This is a genomic window from Micromonospora yangpuensis (assembly GCF_900091615.1).
GTDB lineage: Bacteria > Actinomycetota > Actinomycetes > Mycobacteriales > Micromonosporaceae > Micromonospora > Micromonospora yangpuensis.
Genome location: NZ_FMIA01000002.1, coordinates 5614015 through 5636956, shown reverse-complemented (window position 1 = coordinate 5636956; position 22942 = coordinate 5614015). Strand labels below are relative to the sequence as shown.

Below are 22942 nucleotides of genomic sequence, written 5' to 3'. Positions count from 1 at the left end.
CGTCAGTTGCGGCGTAGCACCCGCCAGGTGGCGATGCCGCCGGTGGCCAGGGCGGCCAGGAAGACCAGCCAGACCACGGTGCTGCTGACCCCGATCCCGGTGCCGGTGTTCGCCGACGCCCGTGCGATCAGCGAGTCGTTGCCCGAGGCGGGCAGCACGGCGGGCGGCAGTTGCTCCCAGCGGACCAGGCCGGTGCGCTCCAGCATCTCCATGTGCGCCGAGACGAACTTGTTGGCGTCGTCGGCGAGCTTGCGGATGGTGGCGTTGCGGGTGGCGGCCCGGACCGCGCCGATCACCGGGAAGATGCTGCCGTGGGCCTCCCGGAGCCGGGTGACGAAGATCTGGTCGAAGCGGGCCCCGCTGTTGTTCTGCATCTCCAGCAGCCAGGCCTTCTGCTGGGCCGTCGGGTCGGAGGGGATCGTCGCGCCCAGCTTGTTGGCCGCCTCCACGGTGAGCCGGTCCAGCTCCTCGTGCTGCTTGGCGATCTCGGCGCCGATCTCCCGGACGACCGGGGACTGGCCCTTGTCGGCGGCCATCTGTCCGGCCGGCATCTCCCAGAGGCCGGCGAGCCGGACCCCGACCAGTAGGGCCTGGTCGGCGGCGTTGAGGGCCTGCTGCGGCGCGGGTACGGCGACCGCGACCCCGGGTAGCACAGCGATGCCCGCCACGAGCGCGATGAGAAGCACCGCCACCCGGTGGGTCCGGTGTCCTGGCCGACGGTGTGCGGATTCCAGCGGTGCCATGTCTGCGGTGCCTCCTCGGTCCGGACCGAAACGCGGGGTGTCCGGGCAGCCGCCGGCTGCCGTCCGCCCAGTGGTACGCACCAGAGGGCCGAGAGGTTCAGCGTCCGGCGATCGGGTGTCAACCCACGTCGAGCGGGTCGGTGAGGAGCCGTTCGAAGGCGAGTTCGGCGGCGCCGATCAACGCGCCGTCGTCACCGAGCTTCGGGGTGCGCAGCCGGACGTGTTCCCGGCAGGCGGCCAGCGCGTTGGAGTTCAACCGGCTGCGGACCTGCGCCGCCGCGGCGAGGTAGAGGTCGCGCATGGTGCCACCGAAGATGACCAACTCCGGGTTGAAGATGTTCACCAGGTTGGCGACGCCGAAGCCGAGCCAGTCGCCTACCTGACGTACCGCGGACTGGGCGTTGGCGTCGCCGCGGGCCGCCGGGTCCACCACGGCCAGCACCGCGGCCTGGCCGGAGAGGCCGGCGCGGCCGGCGGCCCGCAGCAGGGCCAGTTCGCCGACCTCGGTCTCCCAGCAGCCCCGGGAACCGCAGCTGCACACCCGGCCGCCGGGGTTGACCACCATGTGGCCGACCTCGCCGCCGTGTCCACCGTGGCCGGTGATGCGCCGGCCGCCGGCGATGATGCCCGCGCCGATCCCGGCGTCGCCGTACAGGTAGATGACGTTGTGGTAGCCGGCCGCGACGCCCCGGACGTGCTCGGCCAGGGCGGACAGGTCGGCGATGGTGCCGGTCACCACGGGCAGGCCGCCGCCGAGTTCGTCGCGGAGCCGGGTGGTCAGCGACTCGTCCGACCAGCCGGTGTGCGGGCTGAGCCGGACCAGCCCGTCGTCGCGGCGGGCCATCCCGCAGACCGCCGCCCCGGTACCGACCCGGATCGAGCCCGCCGGCACGCTCTGCTGCATCTCCTTGACCGCCGCCGCGAGCAGCGGCACGACCTCGTCGACGAGCAGGCCGGGTGGTCGGTCCAGCTCCCGGCGGTCGAGCAGCTCACCGCCGAGACCGACCCGCGCGGCCCGCAGCCGGTCCGTCTCGATCGAGTACGCGTACGCGTAGACCCGGGCCGACTCGGGCCGGACGACCAGCGACGGTCGTCCGGCCCGGCCGGTCTCCTTGGGCGCTCCCTCGCTGACCAGCCCGGCCCCGGCCAGGTCGGCGGTGAGCGCGCCGATGGTGCTGCGGTTCAGGCCCAACCGGCTGGTCAGCTCGGCTCGACTGGTCGCGCCGTGGACGTGCACGTACCGCAGCAGGGCACCGAGGTTCTGTCGACGGATCTCGTCCTGACTTGGTCCGGTGCGCATCGCTCTGGGGTACTTTCGGGTTCGCCGGTGGTCAGCGGGTGCCGGTGGCGGCCGAGCGGCGCCGCGACAGCGCGTCGACGCTCGCGGCGAGCAGCAGCACCACCCCGGTCACCACGTACTTCGTCCCGGCGCTGTAGCCCAGCAGACCCATGCCGTTGTCGATGACGGCGACCACCGCACCGCCGAGCACCGCGTCGAGCACCCGGCCCTTGCCACCGAAGAGGCTGGTGCCGCCGATCACCGCCGCGCCGACGGCGTAGAGCAGCACGTTGCTTCCGCCGGTGTTGGGGTCGACCGAGTTGGCCCGGCTCGCGGCCACGATACCGCCGACGGCGGCCATCCCGGAGCAGATCATGAAGACCGAGATCCGGATCCGGTCCACGTTGATGCCGGCCCGGCGCGCCGCCTCCTTGTTGCCACCGACGGCGTAGACGTGCCGTCCGTAGCTGGTGCGCTGGAGCACGAAGGTCCAGAAGATCAGCAGCACCGCGATGATCGGTACCACGATCGGCACGCCCTTGAGCGAGGTGACCAGGACGTTGCGGCTGCGCTCCTGGTTGAGGATGAACACGGCGATGCCGAGGACCAGCGCCACCGCCCCGATCCGGGCGAGTACCACCGGCATCGGGTCGGTGACCAGACCCCGGGCGGCCCGGCTGCGGTACCGGTTGAGCTGCACCGCCGCGTACCCGGCGACCGCCACCGCGAACAGCACCCAGCCGAGCAGCGGGGTGAGGTTGCGGTTGGCGATGGCGATCAGCACGTCGTCGCGTACCGCGATGTTGCTGCCCTGGTCGATCAGGAGCAGCACGATGCCCTGGAAGGCCAGGAAGCCGGCGAGGGTGACCACGAAGGACGGGATCCCGATCTTGGAGACCAGGAAGCCGAGGACGGTGCCGATCACCACGCCGGTGGCGACGGCGGCCAGCGCCGCCACGTACCAGGGGTAGCCGAGCACGGTAGCGACGTTTGCCAGGATCGCCGCGCAGACCCCGCTGGCGAAGCCGGCGGAGAGGTCGATCTCACCGAGCAGCAGGACGAAGACCAGCCCCATCGCGATCAGGGTGACCGCCGCGCCCTGGGTGAAGAGGTTCGCGAAGTTGCCCGCGGTGAGGAAGGTGGGACGCATGATCGAGAAGACGGTGCAGAGCACCACCAACCCGAGTACGGCGGGCAGCGCGCCGATGTCGCCACCGCGTACCCGGCTCAGGTAGTTGCGGACGTGGGCGCCGACGGTCGGTGCGGGGGTGACCGCCGCCGGGCCTTCCTGCTTGACGACGGTGGTGGTCATCGCGTGGCTCCTGGGTTCGTGGCGACGGGCTGGGCGCCGGTGCCGTTGCCGCCCGGGGCCGCGTCGGCGGTGAGCCCGAGGTTGCCGGAGCGGCCGGCGGTGATCAGTTCGACCACCTGGGAGTGGGTGATGTCGGTGGTCCTGACCTGGGCGACCATCTGGCCGAGGTAGAGCGCGGCGATCCGGTCGGAGACGGCGAAGACGTCGTTCATGTTGTGCGAGATGAGCACCACGGCCAGGCCGTTGTCGGCCAGCCGGCGGACCAGCTCCAGCACCTGGGCGGTCTGCGCCACGCCGAGCGCCGCGGTCGGCTCGTCCAGGACCACCAACCTGCTGTTCCAGAGCACCGCCTTGGCGATCGCCACGGTCTGCCGCTGCCCGCCGGAGAGGCTGGAGACGTGCTGACGCAGTGACTTGACCGTCCGGACGCTCAGTCCGGCGAGGGTCTCGGCGGCCATCTGTTCCATGGTCGGCTCGTCGAGCACCAGACCGCTGTGCTTCTCCCGACCGAGGAACATGTTCTGCACGATGTCGAGGTTGTCGCAGAGCGCGAGATCCTGGTACACGACCTCGATGCCCAGCCCGGCGGCGTCCCGAGGGCTGTTGATGCTCACCGGCCGGCCGTCGAAGAGGAACTCGCCGGCGTCGGTGGGGTAGATGCCGCTGATGCACTTGACAAGCGTGGACTTACCGGCGCCGTTGTCGCCGACCAGTGCGGTCACCTCCCCGGCGTGGGCGGAGAGGGCGACGTCACGCAGGACCTGGACGGGACCGAAGCTCTTGTCGATCCCGCGTAGCTCCAGCAGGGGGGTCGCGGACACGGGGGTCTCCTTCGTCACGGAGGGGAGGTCTTCCAGAGCCCTCCGGCGGGGCGCCGCCCGGCACGGGGTGACCGTGCCGGGCGGCGCTGCGTCGAAGGGTGGTCAGCCCCGGTACGAGGCTGGGCGTACGGTCAGCCTCGGTGCGAGGCTGGGCGTACGGTCAGCTGATGCCGGCGTCGGCGCAGAGCTTGGCGTACGAGTCGGCGCAGAGCTTGTCCTTCTCGACGTAGCCGTCGGCCACCACGTCCTTGACGTTCTCCTTGTAGATCAGCTTCGGCTCCAGCAGCCGGGCGGGAACGTCCCGACCGCTCTCCGGGTCCTTGACCGTCTGCCCGGTTTCCTTCCGCTCACCCTTGGCCACCGCGATGGCCAGCTCGGCCGCGGCGTCGGCCTCCTGCTTGACCGCCTTGTAGACGGTCATGCACTGGTCGCCGGCGAGGATGTTCTGCAGACCCTGCAGGTCGGCGTCCTGGCCGGTCACCGGCACCTTGCCGTTGAGCTTGTTCTTCTTCAGCACCGAGATGGCCGCGTTGCCGAGGCCGTCGTTGGCGCTGAGCACCCCGTCGATCTTGCCGCTGGTCTGGGTCAGCATCTGCTCGAACAGCGTGGTCGCCTGGGCCGGGTCCCAGTCCGGCACCGACTGCTCGGGGCCCTTGACGAACTCCTTGGAGTCGAACTTCGGCTTGAGCACCGAGTCGTACCCGTTCTTGAACAGGGTGGCGTTGTTGTCGGTAGGCGAGCCGTTCAGGTAGGCGATGACCGGGTTCTTGGTGCCCTGGTCGGCCAGGCACTTGCTCAGGCCCTCACCCTGGAGCTTGCCGACGGCCTCGTTGTCGAAGCTGACGTAGTACTGCGCGGAGCCGCCCAGGGTGAGCCGGTCGTAGTCGATGGTCGCCACGCCCTGCGCCTTGGCCTTGTCCAGCACGGCCTTGCCGGTGCCGGAGTCCAGGTTGACGATCATCAGGGCGGTCGCCCCCTGCGTGATCATCTGGTCGGCGATGGTCTGGAAGGCGTTCTTGTCGTTCTGCGCGTTCTGGATGTCGTAATCAACACCGGCGGCCTCGAAGGCGGCCTGGAGGAACTTGCGGTCTGCGGTTTCCCAGCGGGCGGAGGACTTGCTGTCCGGCAGGATCACGCCGATCTTCGGCTTCTTCTCGTTGCCGCCGGCCTCGGTGTCGCCGGAGTCGTCGCCACAGGCGGTGAGACCGCCGGTGGCGAGTAGGCCCACGGCGGCGATGGTGAGGATCCCTCTGCGCATCTGCGGGGTTCCTTTCGGGGGTGGGGTTGCCGGGTGTGGTTTGTTGTGTCCGGCAACGTATTTCGCGTCACACGTCACGCACAAGACCGCCGAGGTCATGAATTTGTTGGCGGCGGTAACAATTCAGCAACGCCACCGCCGTGCCCCGGAAACCACCCAGCTAACCGGGTCGCTCCCGGCGTCGCGGCGCCCTGCTCAGGCCCCCGACCGGGCCGGCCGGAGCGTGGGGGCCATGCCGTGGGGCGCTGGCGGCCTTGGCTGCGGTCAGCTGAGCGGGGTGTAGATGGCTGCCGGGCGGGGCGTTGCCGGCTGCCTGGCTGCCGGGCGGGGCGCTGGCGGCTGCCCGGCTGCCCGGCGGGGCGTTGGTGGCCCTGGACGACGGTCAGCCGGGCGGGGCGATGGTGGCCCTGGGCGACGGTCAGCCGAGCGGGGCGATGGTGGCCCCGGTGAGGGCGACCAGGTCGGCGGGGGCGAGTTCGAGTTGCAGCCCGCGCCGGCCGGCACTGACGTAGACCGTGTCGAAGGTCAGCGCGGAGGAGTCCACCACCGTGGGCAGCTGCCTGCGTTGGCCGAGCGGACTGATCCCGCCACGCACGTAACCGGTGGCCCGCTCGGCGACCGTACGCTCGGCCAGCCCGGCCCGCTTGCCGCCCACCGCCGCCGCGAGGGCCTTGAGGCTCAGCTCGCCGGTGACCGGTACGACCGCCACCACCAGCGCGCCGTCGACCTCGGTGACCAGGGTCTTGAACAGGCGCTCCGGTGGCACCCCGAGGGCCCGCGCGACCACCGCGCCGTAGTTCGGCGCATCCGGCGCGACCCGGTACGCGTGGGTGCGGTGAGCGATCCGCCGCCGGGTCAGCAGCGCCGTCGCCGGGGTGCCCTGTCCCGCCATGCCCGACAGGCTAGACCGGTGGACCTGCCGCCGCTCGCCGATTCCGCCTCGATCGACCCGCCCGGCGGGTGGCGCGCCCGGCGGGTGGCGTGGCCGGTTGATCCACTCGGTTGGGGCGATATGGCGGGGTCAGCCGGGCCCGGATACCGCCATGTCGTCCCAACCGAGTGGATCAAAGCCGGGGGTGCGCCATCCCGGGAGTGATGGGAAGGGCAGCATGGATGTCATCCCGGCGCGATCAACCCTGGGTCGCCGGTCAGGTCACTGGGCGGCACAACAGGGTGGTCGGGGCACCTGCCACCCGGGTCAACACCAGGCTCGCCGGCTGGTCCCCGGTGAGCCGCAGATCGCGGCGGAGCTGCTCCGGCTCCAACGCGGAACCACGCTTCAGGATCTCCACCCGGCCGACCCGTCGCTCCCGCAGCAGCGCACGCAGCCGTTTCAACGAGAACGGCAGCACGTCGGTCACCTCCAGGCAGCGGGCGAACGGGGTCACCGTGGCGGTGTCGGCGTACAGGTAGGCGATGCTCGGGTCAGCCAGCGTGGCATCCAGTTCGGCGCCGAGTTCGGCGACCAGGTGGGCGCGGACCACCGCCGGGTCCGGGTCGTAGAGGAACCGCCGTACCGGCCCGACCGCCGCCTCCGCCATGCCGCTACCGCCCAACTGGTGCACCGTCTGCCGCGCGGCCTCGCCCCCGCCGTGCTGCCGCGCGGCCTCGCGCTCGCTGGGGTGAGAAGGGTGCCCTTCTCGACCGTATGCGTTAACAGGGGGCCCTTCCTTACCCAGCAGGGTGGCGCGGCGGGGGAGGTGGGCCAGCGGGCCACACCAGAGGGCGGCCTCGACCAGGTCGCCGTCGACGCTCACCCACTCCGCCTCCGCGTCGGCCGGGATCAGCGCGTGGTCGAGGCCGGGGGCCACCTTGACCACCGTGTTCGGCACCCGGTGCGCCAGACCGGTGACGAAGTCCCAGGGCGGCGAGTAGGAGTTCGGGTCGAAGATCCGTCGGCCGGTGCCGGCCCGCCGACGGGCCGGGTCGCAGAAGACCGCGTCCACCCCGGACACGTCGAAGGCGGTGGCGTCGCCGCAGGTCACGGTGAACAGGTCGGCCAGCCCGGCGGCCTCGGCGTTGGCGGCGGCCAGCGCGGCGGTGAGCGGGTCGGCCTCCACGCCGTACACCCGGATGCCGGCACGGGCGGCGGCGAGCGCGTCGGCACCGAGGCCGCACCCCAGATCGGCCAGGGTGTCCACCCCGACGGCCCGTAACCGTTCGGCCCGTCGTCGGGCGACTACCGACCGGGTGGCCTGCTCCAGACCGGCCCGGGTGAAGAACATCCCGGCGGCGACCGGGCCGAACTTGCCGACCGCCCGGCGGCGCAGCTCCGCCTGGGTCAGCGCGGCGGCGGCCAACCCGGCGGGTACGCCGGTGGCCCGCAGCGCACCCGCCGCGCGCAGCGGGTCACCGCCGGCCAGTCGCGCGGCCGTGGCCAGTGCCGCCGACCCCTCGGGGGTACGCAGCGCGGCGAGCTGTTCCAGATCCACCCGGCCATTGTCGCGGGCTGTCCCATGACCGCCGAGCCGGCCGTCGCCGATTCCCACCGTTGCCGGGCCCGGTCCTCGGATCTCCGCAGCGGGTGGCCGGCGGGGGAACAGTGGCGGACACGACCGTGGCGGATTGGCACTCTCCTTGACGGAGTGCTAGCCGAGGAATAACCTGCGATTAGCACTCTCGCCATGAGGGTGCCAGCTCCCGGGCCTTCCCGGCACGGGTGCTCACGCCAGGCGGACCGGCACCCGCGACGACGGTCCCGCCCGGTGGCATGAGGCAGATTGACGCTGGTCGGATTCTCGACCGGCTACGAAACCAATACCCCAGGAGGGTATGCCCGTGACTACCGCGACCAAGGTTGCGATCAAGCCGCTCGAGGACCGCATCGTGGTCCAGGCGAACGAGGCCGAGACCACGACGGCGTCCGGCATCGTGATCCCCGACACCGCCAAGGAGAAGCCCCAGGAGGGCGTCGTCCGGGCCGTCGGCCCGGGCCGGGTCGACGACAGCGGCAACCGGATCCCGGTTGACGTGCAGGTCGGCGACACCGTCCTCTACTCCAAGTACGGCGGCACCGAGGTCAAGTACGCCGGCGAGGAGTACCTGGTGCTCTCCGCCCGCGACGTCCTCGCGGTCATCGAGAAGTAACCAACCGAATCAGTGTCGCTGCCCCGGTCCGGCTCGCCGGGCCGGGGCAGCACGCTTCGAAGGGACATTCATGGCGAAGATCCTGAGCTTCTCGGACGACGCCCGACACCTGCTGGAGCACGGTGTCAACGCCCTCGCTGACGCGGTCAAGGTCACTCTCGGCCCGCGCGGGCGCAACGTCGTCCTGGACAAGAAATTCGGTGCGCCGACGATCACCAACGATGGTGTGACCATCGCCAAGGAGATCGAGCTCACCAACCCGTACGAGAACCTGGGCGCGCAGCTGGTCAAGGAGGTGGCGACCAAGACCAACGACGTCGCCGGCGACGGGACCACCACCGCGACCGTGCTGGCGCAGGCGATGATCCGCGAGGGTCTGCGCAACGTGACCGCCGGGGCCAACCCGATCGGGCTCAAGCGTGGCGTCGACGCTGCCGCCCAGAAGGTCTCCGAGGCGCTGCTGGAGCGTGCCGTGGAGGTCGACGACAAGAAGTCGATCGCGCACGTCGCGACCATCTCCGCGCAGGACTCCACCATCGGTGAGCTGATCGCCGAGGCGATGGAGCGGGTCGGCCGCGACGGTGTCATCACCGTCGAGGAGGGCTCCGCCCTGCACACCGAGCTGGACGTCACCGAGGGGCTCCAGTTCGACAAGGGCTTCATCTCGCCCAACTTCGTCACCGACGCGGAGTCGCAGGAGTCCGTCCTGGAGGACGCGTACATCCTGATCACCACGCAGAAGATCTCCGCGATCGAGGAGCTGCTGCCGCTGCTGGAGAAGGTCCTCTCCGACAGCAAGCCGCTGCTGATCATCGCCGAGGACGTCGACGGGCAGGCGCTCTCCACCCTGGTGGTCAACGCCATCCGCAAGACCGTCAAGGTCTGCGCGGTCAAGGCCCCCGGGTTCGGCGACCGCCGCAAGGCGATGCTCCAGGACCTGGCGATCGCCACCGGTGCCGAGCTGGTCGCCCCCGAGCTGGGCTACAAGCTGGACCAGGTCGGCCTGGAGGCGCTCGGCTCCGCCCGGCGCATCGTGGTCGACAAGGAGACCACCACCATCGTCGATGGTGGCGGCCAGTCCAGCGAGGTCAGCGACCGGGTCGCCCAGATCCGCAAGGAGATCGAGGCCTCGGACTCCGACTGGGACCGGGAGAAGCTGGGCGAGCGGCTGGCGAAGCTCTCCGGCGGTATCGCGGTCATCAAGGTGGGTGCGGCGACCGAGGTCGAGATGAAGGAGCGCAAGCACCGCATCGAGGACGCCATCGCCGCGACCAAGGCCGCGGTCGAGGAGGGTACGGTGCCCGGCGGCGGTGCCGCGCTCGCGCAGATCCTGCCGGTGCTCGACGACGACCTCGGCTTCACCGGTGACGAGAAGGTCGGTGTCTCGATCGTGCGCAAGTCGCTGGTCGAGCCGCTGCGCTGGATCGCGCAGAACGCCGGCCAGGACGGTTACGTCGTGGTGCAGAAGGTCGTCGGCGAGAAGTGGGGCCAGGGTCTCGACGCCGCCAACGGCTCCTACGTCGACCTGGCCAAGTCCGGCATCATCGACCCGGTGAAGGTGACCCGCAACGCGGTGACCAACGCCGCCTCGATCGCCGGGCTGCTGCTGACCACCGAGAGCCTGGTCGTGGAGAAGCCGGAGAAGGCCGAGCCGGCCGCCGCCGGTGGCCACGGCCACTCGCACGGCCACGGCCACCAGCACGGCCCCGGCTTCTGATCCACCCGCACCCCGGCACCCAACACCCGCCGCAGGTGCAAGGAAGGGCCCCTTCTTAACGCTCATCCGGTTAGGAAGGGGCCCTTCCTTGCACCGCGGGCGGGCGGTGCAAAGATCTTGGAAGCAAAGTGCCCCTCCAGCGGCCGGCTTCTTCCAGGTCACTCTTGTTGCGCAGAGACCCCATAAGCGTAAAAAAAGGGGCAAATCAGTGCAGAACCGCTCTATTGCCCGGCCACCCCACCGACGCACGTACCCTCGTCACCGCCCGAAGCGGGCCCCGAGGTGAATCTTGGACACTTACCGTCCAAATAGAACGGTAAGTGTCCAAGATCTCCAAGCCGGTCGGGTACGGAGACAGCAACGCGCCTCAGCCGCGAAACGACGGCGGGGGTCGGGGCGTTCGACGGATCAGGGCGGCTCTCACCGGGCCGGGTCGCCGCTGCCTGGTCCAGCTCTCGGATGGGCCAGAATCTGGTCGGTTGCGGACCAGGGGCGCGGTGACCGGGGCGAGCGGGTCATCACCGGCCGTTCCGGGGAGTCGACGCTCGGCGGAGTGTGGGTCAGACTCGGTCGGGTGACTGTCATCTCCCGCGGGTACGCGGCCCTGGCCGGGATCACCGCCGCCGTCGTGGCGATCGGCTCGGCGGAACTGGTGGCGGTGGTCACCGGTCCCCGGTCGGCTCCGCTGGTCGCGGTCGGGGGCCTGGTGGTGGACCACGTCCCTGAGCCGGCGAAACAGTTCGGCATCGCGCTCTTCGGCACGTACGACAAGATCGCTCTGTTGGTGGGGACGGCGCTGTTGCTCGGCGTCTTCGCCGCGCTGATCGGGGTGTTGGCGGTCCGGTGGTTGGTGGCCGGCCTCGCCGGCATCGGGGTGTTCGCCGCCCTCGGCGTGGGCGCGGCGGTGGCCCGGGCCGGTGCGGGCCCGGCCGACGCGCTGCCGTCGTTGCTCGGCGGCGGGCTCGGCGCGCTGGCGCTCTGGCTGCTGATCGCCGGCCCGCTGCAACCCGACCCCTGGCCCTGGTCCCCACCGGCGACAGCACCCCCACCGGCGACAGCACCTCCACCTGCGGCGACATCGTCACCGACGGCGACACCTCCACCGGCGATGACCTCGTCACCGGCGACAGCACCCCCACCGGACGCGGCGACCCCGGCCGCCCCGGCGGGAATGTCGGTGGAGGGGCGGCGGCGTTTCCTGACCGGGGCGGGCTGGCTGATCGGCACGGCGACCGTCGGTGGGCTCGCCGGGCGGTGGCTGGCCGGCCAGCGGGGGGTGTCGGAGGCCCGGGCGGCGGTGGTGCTACCGGCGCCGGTGGGGCCCGCGCCGGCGGTACCGGCGGGAGCGGACCTGTCGGTGCCGCAACTCGCCCCCTACGTCACGCCGAACATCGGGTTCTACCGGATCGACACCGCGCTGGTGGTGCCGCAGGTCGACCCGGACACCTGGCGGCTGCGTATCCACGGCCGGGTCCGCAACCCGATCGAGTTGAGCTTCGCCGAGTTGCTGGCCCGACCGATGGTCGAGCGGTACGTCACCCTGGCCTGCGTCTCCAACGAGGTGGGTGGGGACCTGGTCGGCAACGCCCGGTGGCTCGGGGTGCCGATCCGGGAGCTGCTCGACGAGGCGCAACCGGAGCAGGGTGCGGACCAGGTGGTGGGGCGCTCGGTCGACGGATGGACCTGCGGCACCCCGACCGCGGTGCTACGCGACGGGCGGGACGCGCTGCTGGCGGTGGGGATGAACGGCGAGCCGTTGCCGGTCGAGCACGGCTTTCCGGTCCGGATGGTGGTGCCGGGCCTGTACGGCTACGTCTCGGCCTGCAAGTGGGTCACCGAGCTGGAGCTGACCAGTTTCGCCGACTTCGACGCGTACTGGGTGCCGCGGGGCTGGTCGGCGCAGGGGCCGGTGAAGACCCAGTCGCGCATCGACACGCCCCGCCCGCGCAACCGGCTTACCGCCGGACAGGTGACGGTGGCGGGGGTGGCCTGGGCGCAGCACCGGGGCATCAGCCGGGTGGAGGTACGCCTCGACGAGGGTCAGTGGCAGGAGGCGGAGCTGGCCCCGGCCGTGTCGGTGGACACCTGGGTGCAGTGGTCGTGGCGCTGGACGGCCACCGTGGGCGAGCACACCCTGCAGGTACGGGCCACCGACAGCGCCGGGGAGACCCAGACCGAGCGTCGCCGGCCGGTCGCCCCGGACGGGGCCACCGGCTGGCACACGGTCCGGGTGACCGTCCGCTGACCATCCGACGGACCAGCCGACGAACCATCCGAGGGACCAGCCGACGCGGACGGTCCGAGCGACGGGCAGGCCAACCGGCCAGGCCAGCCGGCGGGCGCTGACCAACCGACGGACCAACCGACGCGGACGGACCAAGCGCCGGGCCGGGCCGCCGGACCAAGCGACGGGCCAGGCCGACGGGCCAGGCCGACGGGCCAGGCCGACGGGCCAGGCCGACGGGCCAGGCCGACGGGCCAGGCCGATGGGCCAGGCCGACGAACCAGGCCGCCGAACCAGGCCGGCCGACAAGCCCGGCCGAGTAGCGGGGCGGCTGGCCGGTTCAGTCGACGGGGAGTGTGTCGAAGGGCGGCGGCGGGCCGAGGTAGGCGACCTCCGGATCCAGCAGCACCGACCAGGCCGGTCGGTAGGCCGCCGCCCGACGCTCCACCTCGGGTCGCAGGTGGCTGCGCCAGGGCCCGCCCCGGTCCTCGTGCGGGATCCAGCGGGGCCACGAGTCGTAGCACCGGGTCACGGTGACCCCGTCGGCGCTGGCGGCGACGCGGAGGAAGATCCAGCAGCCGTACGCCGGGTCGGCCTCGGCCTGCCGGAGCCGACGGACCAGGTCACCGGCCTTTCGGAAGGCCGCCCAGTCGTCGTCGCCGGGCCGGCCAGCGGGTGTCGCCCCGTCCCGGTGCTGGCTCAGTGAGGTGTCGGTGACCTGGAAGGACAGCGTGGACGGGGCGCGATCGCGGGCCCATTCGATCAGCGCGGTCAGCTCCGGGGTGGGCGCGGGGACCGGGCGGGGGGTCTCCTCGGCCTGCCGCATCGCCGTCCATACCAGGCGGTCGTGCTGGTCCTCGCTGAGCCGCCGGATCCGCCGGGGTGGAGGCCCGGCCGCCGCCGGCACCACCGGCCGGACACCGTCCGCCCGGAGCCCGGCGCGGGCGGCCACCGCGAGACCGGCGGCCAGGTCAACCCCGCCGGTCGCCCCAGGTCCGCTGTCGGCCGGGCTGGTCGCCCCAGGTCCGCTGTCGGCCGGGCCGGTCGCCCCAGGTCCGCCGTCAGCCGGGCCGGTCGGATCGATCCGGCCGAGTAGCCCGGCCAGCACCACCCCGTCGAGTACGCCGCCGGCAGCGGCGTCGAGCAGGCGACCGGCCGCCACCGCCACCTCGGCCCGCTCCGTCGGGAGGTCCGCCGGCTGGTGACCGCCCCAGGAGAAGACCACTTCGCCCAGTTCCTGCCGGGCGCGGGCATCGTCGAGGACGGCACCGGCGGTCTCCGGCAGGCCGTCGGCCACCTGCGACTCGGGGTACGGCACCCGGGACCAGTGGCCGCCGTCGTACCAGTAGACGTAGCCGAGCTGGTCGTCGGCGGCGTGCCGGACCAGCTCCGGCCAGGGCAGCCAGCCGGGCGCCCCGGCGAGCAGGTCCAGGGGTGGACTCAGGCCGGCGGTGTCGCTGTACTCGTGGTCGTAGCCGAAGAGGACCGCCCGGCCACCCTCGACGAGCACCAACCGGGCCCAGTTGCCGCCGTGGTCGTCATGGTGGGCGCCGTCGGCGTCACACCAGTACACATCGGGGTGGCCGAGGGCGGTCAGGGCGGCGGCGAGCGCGCCCCAACGTGCCCAGAGCAGGTCTGGTGCCGCGATGTCGATCCGCATCCGCCGGATCCTGGCAGGCGTCACCCGCCACCGGACGGGCGGGGTGGGTTCGGACCGAGTCCAGCGCCGGCAACCCTGGACGCAAGGAAGGGCCCCTTGTTAACGGCCTGCGGTGAGAGGGGTTCCCTTCTCTACCGAAGGCGTTAACAAGGTGCCCTTCCTTACAGGTGGGGCGGGTGGGTGGTCGGTCAGGCGACGCTGCGCTGGCTGGGCACGGTGGCCTGGCCTGACAGGTTGGCCTGGTTGGGCAGCGTGGCCTGGTTGGGCAGTGGGGTCGGGCCCGGCAGCGGTGCCGCGTTGGCGAGCGAGGACTGGCCGGGCAGCGTGGCCTGGGCCGGCACGGTCGACTTGTGGGCGCTGCCGAGGCGGGCCTCCAGCCGGGCGACGTCGACCCGCGCGTGCCGGCGGTCGGCCAGGTCCTCCCAGCCCATCGCGAGCAGGCGCAGCCGCTCGGACTCGCTGAACCCGCCCCAGACGCCGTACGGCTCGCGCACCGACAGGGCGTGCGCGGCGCACTCGGCGCGGACCGGGCAGGCCCGGCAGACCGACTTGGCACCGGACTCGCGCCGCAGGCGGGACGAGCCACGTTCACCGTCGGGGTGGAAGAACTGGGCGCTGTCCCGTCCTCGGCAGGAGCCGAGTCGCTGCCAGTCCCACAGATCGACGATGGGTCCGGGCAGTCTACGTACGTTGGACATCAGCACCCCTCCTTCCGCGCGGCACCGCGCGTTCCTTCTGCCGGGCCCCGGGCGGCGGGCCGCGCTGGCGCACCGTCCCCGGCTTGACACCACCGGTACCCGAATGACTCACCACTCACACGTCTGTGATCGAAAACCCGAAACGACTTGCGGCATATGACCGATAAGTCCGAAAAGTTGGGAGGATTGCCGGGAACCTCCTCCCGAGGCGACCCCGCCATGGTCTGCTCGTGTGCGGAGAGGAGACACAGTGCGTACCGTTCTCGTGTGCGTTCGGACACCGCTCGCCGCCCAGCATCTGATCGCCGCCGCGGCGCGTCTCGGCCTGACCTCGATCGTCCGGACCGCCGTCTCCGATTCCGAGGCGATGCTGCGGCTCGCCGAGCGGCCGGCGGACGTGGTGTTGGCCGACACGGCGCTTACCCGACCGGACAGCGCCGGCTTCGTCCGCCGGGTGCTCGCCCGTGCCCCGCAGGCCGCCGTGCTGCTGCTCGGTGCCGAGGAGGCGGAGGCGGCGGCGGCCACCATCAGCGCCGGAGCCCGGGGCCTGATCCAGGGCACCGACCACGATCTGACCAGCGCGGTGACCAAGGCGTTGCTGCTGCTCTCCGTACCTGGTCGGGCGACCCGTAGCCGGGTGACCGATCCGGTCCGGGACACCGCGACCGTCGGCGGCTCGACCCGGGTCGACGGCCGGGGCCCGACGGCCGCGCCGCCGCCGGCTGCCGGCACCGGGCCTACCCAGTCGAGGCCGGGTGAGAACCCGGCCGGCAGCCCCGGCGTGGTACCCGTGCAGCGGGGGGACGACGAGGGCGAGGCCGCCGAGGAGGGCACCCAGGGGGAGGCGACGCCAAGCCGGCAGCGGCCCGGGTCGACGGGGCGGACGGCCCGGAACCCGGTGGGGCTCACCGAGCGGGAGCTGCAGGTGCTCTTCGGCATGGCCGAGGGCAAGAGCAACGCCGAGATCGGCCGGGAGCTGTTCGTCTCCGAGGACACCGTGAAGACCCACGCCCGCCGGCTGTTCCGCAAGCTGGGTGCCCGGGACCGGGCCCATGCGGTGGCCGCCGGCTTCCGTGCCGGCCTGGTCGCCTGACCCGACAACGGCCGCGCCCGTCAACCGGCGGACACCCGTCACCCGGCGGACACCCGTCACCCGGCGGACACCCGTCACCCGGCGGACACTGTCAACCGGGGGGCGCTGTCAGCCCACGGTCGGCCGGGGCGGCTCAGCCCCACAGCCCGCGAGGGCGGCTCAGCTCACCGTCGGCCGGGCCGGGACGGATCAGTCGGTGCTCTCCGGCTCGTCGTCGGTGCCCTCGGTCAACGTGTCGTGCACGCCGTCGGCGTAGCCCCGGGCGTAGTCCCAGGTGACGTAGTGGTCCGGGTCGGGGTCGAACGCCGGCTCGTGCACCCGGGGCCGGCCCGAGCTGAGCAGGTGCCGCAGGTTGCCCCGGAGCAGGTCCCAGTCGAAGTAGTGCGGCTCGCGGCAGTCCTCGCACTCGATGACCAGCCCACGGACCCCGATCGGCGCCAGCAGCGCCTGGTAGATCTCCAGGTCGGCCAGGTCCTCCAGCACGTCCTGCCGCTCGACCTCGGTCAGCGGGTCGAGCGGGGCGTCGTCGCCCGGATCGTGCAGCCCGGCAGCGGGATCGGCCGGGTCGCCGTTGAACGGGTCGATGGGCTCCTCGTGCACCTCCTCACCGTAGACCCAACCTCGGCTCGATGCTCTCCCCGGGCAGGTACGGCGACGTGGAGTGCCGGCACCCCGCCGCCGGCCCGGGGCCCGCAGGTCACTGGGTACGATGAACCGACGTGTCGCCGCCGCTGCGGGCCCGTACCGCCCGCGCGCCACCTCGCTGAAGCCCGTTCGAGCAGCTCAGGGGAGCAATCGTGGAGAATTCGCCCAGCACCGATCTTCCGGCCGACGCCGATCGAGGCGAGCTGGGCGGCCATCTTCCGGAGCTGCCCGCCGGGTCGGCGCGGGTGGTGCCGCTCGGGCTGACCTTCGACGACGTGTTGTTGCAGCCGGGCGAGTCGGACGTGGTGCCCAGCCGGGTCAACACGGTCACCCGGCTCACCCGCAACGTGCGGCTCACCGTGCCGCTGCTGTCCAGCGCGATGGACACGGTCACCGAGGCGCGGATGGCCATCGCGATGGCCCGGCAGGGCGGCATCGGCGTGCTGCACCGCAACCTTTCCCTGGAGGACCAGGCGCTCCAGGTCGACCTGGTCAAGCGCTCCGAGTCCGGCATGATCACCAACCCGGTGACGGCCAGCCCCGACGACACGCTGGCCGAGGTCGACCAGCTCTGCGGGCGGTACCGCATCTCCGGTGTGCCGGTGGTCGACGGTGAGGGGCAGCTGGTCGGCATCGTCACCAACCGCGACATGCGGTTCGTCTCCGAGCCGGCCACCCCGGTCCACCAGATCATGACCCGGACGCCGCTGGTCACCGCCCCGGTCGGGGTGAGCAAGGACGAGGCGCTGGCCCTGCTGCGCCAGCACAAGGTGGAGAAGCTGCCGATCGTCGACGACTCGGGTCGGCTGCGCGGGCTGATCACGGTCAAGGACTTCACCAAGAGCGAGCAGTACCCGGAGGCCAGCAAGGACGACGCCGGCCGGCTGCGGGTCGCCGCCGCGATCGGGGTCGGCGAGGACGCGTACAAGCGGGCCCGGGCCCTGGTCGACGCGGGCGTGGACGTGCTCATCGTGGACACCGCGCACGGCCACCAGCGGGCGGTGCTGGAGATGGTCCGCCAGCTCAAGAAGGACGTCACGATCGACATCGTCGGCGGCAACGTGGCCACCTACGCCGGGGCCAAGGCCCTGGTCGACGCGGGGGCCGACGGGGTGAAGGTAGGTGTCGGCCCGGGGGCCATCTGCACCACCCGGATCGTCGCCGGGGTCGGCGTGCCGCAGATCACCGCGATCATGGAGGCGGCCCGCGCCGCCCGCCCGGCCGGCGTGCCGGTCATCGCCGACGGCGGCATCCAGTACTCCGGCGACATCGCCAAGGCCCTGGTGGCCGGGGCGGACACGGTGATGCTCGGCAGCCTGCTGGCCGGCTGCGAGGAGAGCCCCGGCGAGCTGATCTTCGTCAACGGCAAGCAGTACAAGGCGTACCGGGGGATGGGCTCGCTCGGCGCGATGCAGTCCCGGGGCCAGGCCAAGTCCTACTCGAAGGACCGCTACTTCCAGCAGGACGTGCTCAGCGACGACAAGCTGGTCCCGGAGGGCGTGGAGGGCCAGGTGCCCTACCGGGGACCGCTGTCCCGGGTGGCCCACCAGCTCATCGGCGGGCTGCGGCTCGCCATGGGGTACGCCGGCGCGGAGAACCTTCCCGACCTGCACACCCGGGGCCAGCTCATCCGGATCACCGCGGCCGGGCTCAAGGAGAGCCACCCGCACGACATCCAGATGACCGTCGAGGCGCCCAACTACCACACCCGCTGACCCCACCACCCCCAACCACCTGGAGTCCCCATGCGTGACGTGGTCGAGATCGGGCTGGGCAAGACCGCGCAGCGCGGTTACCACCTGGACGACATCGCCATCGTGCCGAGCCGGCGTACCAGGGACGTCGACGACGTCTCCACCGCCTGGCAGCTCGACGCGTACCCGTTCGGCATCCCCTGTGTCGGGCACCCCTCGGACGCGACGATGAGCCCGGCCTCGGCGGTCCGGCTCGGCCAGCTCGGCGGGCTCGGCGTACTCAACGTCGAAGGGCTCTGGACCCGGTACGAGAACCCGACCAAGGTGCTGGAGGAGCTGGCCGGCCTCGACGAGGAGGCCCGCGCCACCAAGCGCCTCCAGGAGGTCTACGCCGAGCCGATCCGCCCCGACCTGATCGCCGAGCGGGTCCGCGAGCTGCGGGCCGGTGGCGGTACGGTCGCCGTCCGGGTCTCCCCGCAGCACACCCTGGCCCTGGCCCCGGTGATCCTGGACGCCGGCGTGGACATCCTGGTCATCCAGGGCACCCTGGTCTCCGCCGAGCACGTCTCCACCACCGACGAGCCGCTGAACCTCAAGGAGTTCATCGCCGACCTGGACCTGCCGGTCATCGTCGGCGGCTGCACCGACTACAAGACCGCGCTGCACCTGATGCGGACCGGCGCGGCCGGGGTGATCATCGGCATCGGCGGCGACGAGTGGTCCACCACCGAGTCGGTGCTCGGCATCCGGGTGCCGATGGCCACCGCGATCGCCGACGCGGCGGCGGCCCGCCGGGACTACCTCGACGAGACCGGTGGTCGGTACGTCCACCTGATCGCCGACGGTGACCTGCGGACCTCCGGCGACATCGCCAAGGCGCTCGGCTGCGGCGCCGACGCCGTGATGCTCGGTGAGCCGTTGTCGCTCTGCGCGGAGGCCCCGGCCGGTGGTGCCTGGTGGCACTCGGCGGCCAGCCACCCGTCGCTGCCCCGGGGTGCGTTCGAGGTGGCCGGTGAGCCGCTCGGGGAGATGGAGCGGGTGCTCTTCGGCCCGGCCGACGAGCCGGACGGCCAGCTCAACCTCTTCGGCGCGGTCCGGCGGGCGATGGCCAAGTGCGGCTACCGCGACCTGAAGGAGTTCCAGAAGGTCAGCCTGGTCCTGGACCGCTGACCGCAGGTCCGCCGGGCGTCGGCCGGGCGGACCGCGACACGAAGGAGCCGGCCCCGCCTTTCGGCGGGGCCGGCTCTTTGCGGCTTACCTCAGGAGGATCAGCCCTCGTTGAAGTTGACCCAGTTCAGGTTGAACAGGGCACTGGTCGGTCCGCCCTCGACACTGCGGAAGACCAGGTACAGCGTGTGCGATCCGGTCGGCTGGTCCACCGCGACGTTGGTCTCGACGAACGCGTTGTTACCCGCCGTCGCGTTCAGCGTCGCCGAGCCGACCAGCGGCCCGTCCGGCGCGTCGAGCCGCAGCTCCACCGCGGCCCGGGGCTGGCCGGCGGTGGCGGCCGAGCCACCGGAGTGGCGCAGCGTCACGGAGTTGACGTCACCCAGGTTGATCGGCCGGAAGGCGATGTGGTCGCCCGGGTCGATCCCGTTGACGTGCTGCCCACCACCGGTGTCGTTGGTGTTGGCCAGCGTGACGCCCTGCTTGATCTGGGCGAACTCGGCCTGCTGACGGTTGGTCTGGACGATCGCCTGACCCACCTCGGTCAACGCGCCCTGGCCGCCGCCACCGAGGTCGGTGTAGGAGGCGCTGATTCCGCCGTACAGGTAACCACCGGCGTGGTCGGCGCCGTCGGCCGGGCTGGGGATGGTGCCGGTGCAGCCGGTGGTGGAGCCGTCCGGGTGGCCGTGGTCGTCGTGGCCGAGGACGAAGGTGACGGTGACCCGGCTGCAGTCGATCTCGCCGTCCTCCGGGTCGGTGACGGTGACCACGAACGGGATGTCGTCACCCCAGGAGAAGAAGCTGCCCGACACCGGCGAGGTGACCGTCACCGTGGGCGCGGTGTTGCCGACCGTGATCTGCCGGGTCAGCACCGCGGTCTTGCCGCTGGAGTCGGTCACCGTCAGGCGGGCCGTGTAGGTGCCGTTCTGGGTGTAGGTGAACGAGGTGACCGGGTCGGCCGAGTCGACAGTGCCGTCGCTGGTGAAGTCCCAGGCGTAGGAGATCGACTCACCCGGGTCCGGGTCGTAGCTCTCGGTCGCGTCGAAGTTCACCGTCAGCGGGGCCTGACCCGAGGTCGGGCTGGCCTCGAGATCGGCCACCGGGGCCCGGGTGCCCTTGACGTACCGGACCACCGAGAGCGCGGCGTCCGGGTTGGCCCGGAAGAAGCCGTCGCCGTACTCCAGGACGTAGAGCGAGCCGTCCGGACCGAACTCCATGTCCATCGGGTTGTCGAAGACGACGCCCGGGAGGAACTCCTCCACGTCGAACAGCCGGTCCCGGCCGTTGGTCCGCATCATGTAGATCTTGTCGCGGGTGAACTCACCGAAGACCACGGCGTTGTCGTAGTACTCGGGGAACTTGACCTCGGACTCCAGGTCCTTGTCGTAGGAGTAGATCGGCCCGCCCATCGGGCCGACGCCGCCGGTGCCGATCACCGGCCACTTGAAGTCACAGGCCTGGGCCGGGGTCTGCAGGTACGCCTCGGGGCACGGGGTGGTGGCGTTGAAGGTGTACCAGAACTGCACCGGCTCGACCTTCGGCAGCTCCCGCAGACCCGTGTTGCGCGGCGAGTCGTTGATCGGCGCGGCGCAGTCGAAGGCGCCCTTGGGGGTACGGGTGGCGAAGTCGAAGTCGATGTACGGCAGGTCCGGGCTGTTGCAGTACGGCCAGCCGTAGTTGCCCGCCTTGTTGGTGGCGATCCACCGGCCGGTGCCCTCCGGGCCACGGTCCGGGTTGGGGAGCCGGGCGTCCGGGGAGTAGTCGCCGATGTACAGGAAGCCCTCGGCGGAGACGTCGAACCGGAACGGGTTGCGCAGACCCATCAGGAAGATCTCCGGGCGGGTCTTCTCGGTGCCCGGCGGGAAGAGGTTGCCGCGCGGGATGCTGTACGTCCCGTCGTCCTTCATCTTGATCCGGATGACCTTGCCGCGCAGGTCGTTGGTGTTGGCCGAGGAGCGCTGGGCGTCGTACGCCGGGCCCTGGGTGGGCATCTCCAGGATCGGGGAGTACTGGTCCGATCCGCTGGCGTTGGTGTCGTCACCGGTGACCAGGTACAGCAGGCCCTTGCCGTCGAACTTGATCTCACCGGCGACGTGGCAGCAGGCGCCCCGGTCGGTGTCCACCCGCAGGATCTGCTGCTCGGTGGTCAGGTCGAGGCGCGGGGTCGGGTCCTCCACCCACTTGACCCGGGAGAGCTGGTTGTAGCCCTTGTACGGGTCCCAGGTCGTCGGATCGTCGGAGGTGGCCGGCGCGGTGCCCTCGTTCGTGCCCGGGATCTTGGGCGCGTAGTAGATGTAGACCCACTTGTCCTTGGCGAAGTCCGGACCGATGGTGACGTACTGGAGACCGTCCTCGTCGTGGGTGTACACCGGGATGGTGGTGATCACCGGGCTGGCGCCGGTGGCCGGGTCGTAGAGCCGGACCTCACCGCCACGGGTGCTGTGCAGCACCCGGCCGTCGGGCAGCACCGACAGGTTCATCGGCTCGCCGGGCTGGTCGTTGAGGACGACCTTCTCGTAGTTGCCGTACACGGTGGCACCGCAGTCGCCCTCGACCACGCCGGCGGCCCAGCGGATGCCGCCGAGGATCTGCTTGCGGAACGGGTTGTACCGGTAGGTCTCGGGGGTGTGGCCGAGCCCGGTGTAGAACGAGCGTCCGCCCTGGTAGTCCTGGCACCAGGTGATCGGGTGGTCGAAGCCCATCGAGCCACCGGTGTAGCTCTTCTCGTCGACGGTGGCCAGCACGTGTGCCTTGCCCCGGACGTTGGCGGAGAAGTTGTACCACCGGTCGGTGTGCTGGAGCTGGCGCGGGAGCGTCTCGGTGGCCGGGTGCGCCCGGTCGTCGACGTCGATCAGCGCCTCGGCGACCGCCGACGCGCCGGTGGCCTTGGCCCCGACGAGGTTCTGGTAGAACTCCCAGTCAGGCTCGGTCTCGGCGGCGGCGTGTACGCCGACGAAGCCACCACCGGTCTTGATGTACTCCTCGAACGCCGCTTCCTGCGTGGAGTTCAGGATGTCACCGGTGGTGTTGAGGAAGACCACCGCGCGGTACTTGTTCAGCTCCTCGGTGGTGAAGAGGGCGGCGTCCTCGCTCACCGTGGTGGTGAAGCCGTTGTTCTTGCCCAGGTTGCGCAGCAGGAGCGAGCCGTCCTTGATGGACGCGCGACGCTCACCGGCGGTCTTGGTGAAGACCAGGACCTGGAAGTCCTCTGCCGGCTGCCGGACGTCGGAGCGGAGCGCGGCCGGGCCGTTCTCGGCGGCGACCATGTCCTCCGGCGGCGTGGCGGCCTCCGGGTTGGCGGCGGCGGCGTTGGGCGGGACGAGTGAGGCGGTGAGCATGAACCCAGCGGCGATGGCGAGCCATCGTCGGCCGGTCGTGTGTTTCATGGTTCCTCCGGGGGTCGGCAGGCGCGCGGGATCACCGGCGATACCGCCGGTGGCGCGGGTGCGAGAGGGGTGAACCTCGGATGGGGTTCGGTGCCGCCGCCGTGCGGCACGGGGTGTGGTTCGGTGCCGCCGCCGTGCGGCACGGGACAGGACCCACG

The 22942-nt window shown here is 71.6% G+C and carries 15 protein-coding genes and 3 pseudogenes; 7 read left to right on the top strand and 11 right to left on the bottom strand.

Annotated elements, in window-relative coordinates; all coding sequences use genetic code 11:
* Positions 1 to 2: 2 nt before the first annotated feature.
* The 7 genes from GA0070617_RS25330 to GA0070617_RS25300 all read right to left on the bottom strand — a co-directional run bounded on the left by GA0070617_RS25330 (position 3) and on the right by GA0070617_RS25300 (position 7845).
* Positions 3 to 743 carry a DUF4142 domain-containing protein gene (locus tag GA0070617_RS25330; protein WP_091443796.1) on the bottom strand — a complete coding sequence of 247 codons (741 nt, stop codon included), beginning with the start codon at positions 741 to 743 and terminating at the stop codon, positions 3 to 5.
* Between the two features lie 118 nt (positions 744 to 861).
* A complete protein-coding gene (locus GA0070617_RS25325) occupies positions 862 to 2043 on the bottom strand; it encodes an ROK family transcriptional regulator (protein ID WP_091443793.1) in 1182 nt (393 codons plus the stop codon).
* 31 nt (positions 2044 to 2074) lie between these two features.
* Positions 2075 to 3334, bottom strand: coding sequence for a sugar ABC transporter permease (locus GA0070617_RS25320; RefSeq protein ID WP_091443790.1), 1260 nt, complete (start codon positions 3332 to 3334; stop codon positions 2075 to 2077).
* Complete coding sequence (locus GA0070617_RS25315; RefSeq protein WP_091443788.1) at positions 3331 to 4155, bottom strand: ATP-binding cassette domain-containing protein; 825 nt, start codon at positions 4153 to 4155, stop codon at positions 3331 to 3333. Before GA0070617_RS25315 ends, GA0070617_RS25320 begins: the two co-directional genes overlap by 4 nt.
* 160 nt (positions 4156 to 4315) lie before the next feature.
* Positions 4316 to 5413 (bottom strand): sugar ABC transporter substrate-binding protein, encoded by a 1098-nt coding sequence (locus tag GA0070617_RS25310; protein ID WP_091443784.1) that lies wholly within the window; start codon positions 5411 to 5413, stop codon positions 4316 to 4318.
* A 418-nt stretch (positions 5414 to 5831) separates the two neighbouring features.
* On the bottom strand, positions 5832 to 6305 hold the full coding sequence (gene ybaK / locus GA0070617_RS25305) for a Cys-tRNA(Pro) deacylase (protein WP_091443781.1): 474 nt from the start codon (positions 6303 to 6305) through the stop codon (positions 5832 to 5834).
* 256 nt (positions 6306 to 6561) lie between these two features.
* On the bottom strand, positions 6562 to 7845 hold the full coding sequence (locus GA0070617_RS25300) for a THUMP-like domain-containing protein (protein WP_091443779.1): 1284 nt from the start codon (positions 7843 to 7845) through the stop codon (positions 6562 to 6564).
* 340 nt (positions 7846 to 8185) lie between these two features.
* Here GA0070617_RS25300 and groES point away from each other — a divergent pair, with 340 nt between their 5' ends.
* The 3 genes from groES to GA0070617_RS25285 all read left to right on the top strand — a co-directional run bounded on the left by groES (position 8186) and on the right by GA0070617_RS25285 (position 12462).
* On the top strand, positions 8186 to 8500 hold the full coding sequence (gene groES, locus GA0070617_RS25295; RefSeq protein ID WP_091443775.1) for a co-chaperone GroES: 315 nt from the start codon (positions 8186 to 8188) through the stop codon (positions 8498 to 8500).
* Between the two features lie 70 nt (positions 8501 to 8570).
* Positions 8571 to 10217: a chaperonin GroEL gene (gene groL / locus GA0070617_RS25290; protein WP_091443772.1), complete on the top strand. Its 1647-nt coding sequence runs from the start codon at positions 8571 to 8573 to the stop codon at positions 10215 to 10217.
* Positions 10218 to 10791: 574 nt separating this feature from the next.
* A complete protein-coding gene (locus tag GA0070617_RS25285; RefSeq protein WP_091443769.1) occupies positions 10792 to 12462 on the top strand; it encodes a molybdopterin-dependent oxidoreductase in 1671 nt (556 codons plus the stop codon).
* A gap of 319 nt (positions 12463 to 12781) precedes the next feature.
* On the opposite strand, the gene GA0070617_RS25280 is transcribed toward GA0070617_RS25285, so the two are convergent.
* Together GA0070617_RS25280 and GA0070617_RS25275 are read right to left on the bottom strand one after the other, a co-directional pair.
* The gene (locus GA0070617_RS25280) at positions 12782 to 14101 is read right to left on the bottom strand and encodes a hypothetical protein (RefSeq protein ID WP_091443765.1); all 1320 of its coding nucleotides are present in this window, start codon (positions 14099 to 14101) and stop codon (positions 12782 to 12784) included.
* Positions 14102 to 14421: 320 nt separating this feature from the next.
* Positions 14422 to 14799, bottom strand: a pseudogene (locus GA0070617_RS25275) (WhiB family transcriptional regulator); the annotation flags it as partial.
* Positions 14800 to 15049: 250 nt separating this feature from the next.
* Between GA0070617_RS25275 and GA0070617_RS32490 the strand changes: the two are divergent.
* Both GA0070617_RS32490 and GA0070617_RS32485 read left to right on the top strand, forming a co-directional pair.
* Positions 15050 to 15485: pseudogene (locus GA0070617_RS32490) on the top strand (helix-turn-helix transcriptional regulator); the annotation flags it as partial.
* 203 nt (positions 15486 to 15688) lie between these two features.
* A pseudogene (locus GA0070617_RS32485) lies at positions 15689 to 15892 on the top strand (response regulator transcription factor); the annotation flags it as partial.
* Between the two features lie 189 nt (positions 15893 to 16081).
* Here GA0070617_RS32485 and GA0070617_RS25265 read toward each other — a convergent pair.
* Positions 16082 to 16492: a DUF5319 domain-containing protein gene (locus tag GA0070617_RS25265; protein WP_091443749.1), complete on the bottom strand. Its 411-nt coding sequence runs from the start codon at positions 16490 to 16492 to the stop codon at positions 16082 to 16084.
* Positions 16493 to 16689: 197 nt separating this feature from the next.
* Here GA0070617_RS25265 and guaB point away from each other — a divergent pair, with 197 nt between their 5' ends.
* Both guaB and GA0070617_RS25255 read left to right on the top strand, forming a co-directional pair.
* Entirely contained in the window at positions 16690 to 18252 is a 1563-nt protein-coding gene (guaB, locus tag GA0070617_RS25260; protein WP_091443745.1) for an IMP dehydrogenase, read from the top strand.
* Between the two features lie 30 nt (positions 18253 to 18282).
* A complete protein-coding gene (locus GA0070617_RS25255) occupies positions 18283 to 19401 on the top strand; it encodes a GuaB3 family IMP dehydrogenase-related protein (RefSeq protein WP_091443742.1) in 1119 nt (372 codons plus the stop codon).
* Positions 19402 to 19499: 98 nt separating this feature from the next.
* Here the strand turns inward: GA0070617_RS25255 and GA0070617_RS25250 are convergent, their stop codons facing one another.
* Positions 19500 to 22784, bottom strand: a complete 3285-nt coding sequence (locus tag GA0070617_RS25250; RefSeq protein ID WP_091443739.1) for a ThuA domain-containing protein — start codon at positions 22782 to 22784, stop codon at positions 19500 to 19502.
* Between the last annotated feature and the right edge of the window lie 158 nt (positions 22785 to 22942).

Bases quoted from the DNA above. Each gene is read 5' to 3' on its own strand.
- GA0070617_RS25330 (WP_091443796.1), bottom strand. From the start codon at position 743: ATGGCACCGCTGGAATCCGCACACCGTCGGCCAGGACACCGGACCCAC.
- GA0070617_RS25325 (WP_091443793.1), bottom strand. From the start codon at position 2,043: ATGCGCACCGGACCAAGTCAGGACGAGATCCGTCGACAGAACCTCGGT.
- GA0070617_RS25320 (WP_091443790.1), bottom strand. From the start codon at position 3,334: ATGACCACCACCGTCGTCAAGCAGGAAGGCCCGGCGGCGGTCACCCCC.
- GA0070617_RS25310 (WP_091443784.1), bottom strand. From the start codon at position 5,413: ATGCGCAGAGGGATCCTCACCATCGCCGCCGTGGGCCTACTCGCCACC.
- ybaK (WP_091443781.1), bottom strand. From the start codon at position 6,305: ATGGCGGGACAGGGCACCCCGGCGACGGCGCTGCTGACCCGGCGGCGG.
- groES (WP_091443775.1), top strand. From the start codon at position 8,186: ATGCCCGTGACTACCGCGACCAAGGTTGCGATCAAGCCGCTCGAGGAC.
- groL (WP_091443772.1), top strand. From the start codon at position 8,571: ATGGCGAAGATCCTGAGCTTCTCGGACGACGCCCGACACCTGCTGGAG.
- GA0070617_RS25280 (WP_091443765.1), bottom strand. From the start codon at position 14,101: ATGCGGATCGACATCGCGGCACCAGACCTGCTCTGGGCACGTTGGGGC.
- GA0070617_RS25255 (WP_091443742.1), top strand. From the start codon at position 18,283: ATGCGTGACGTGGTCGAGATCGGGCTGGGCAAGACCGCGCAGCGCGGT.
- GA0070617_RS25250 (WP_091443739.1), bottom strand. From the start codon at position 22,784: ATGAAACACACGACCGGCCGACGATGGCTCGCCATCGCCGCTGGGTTC.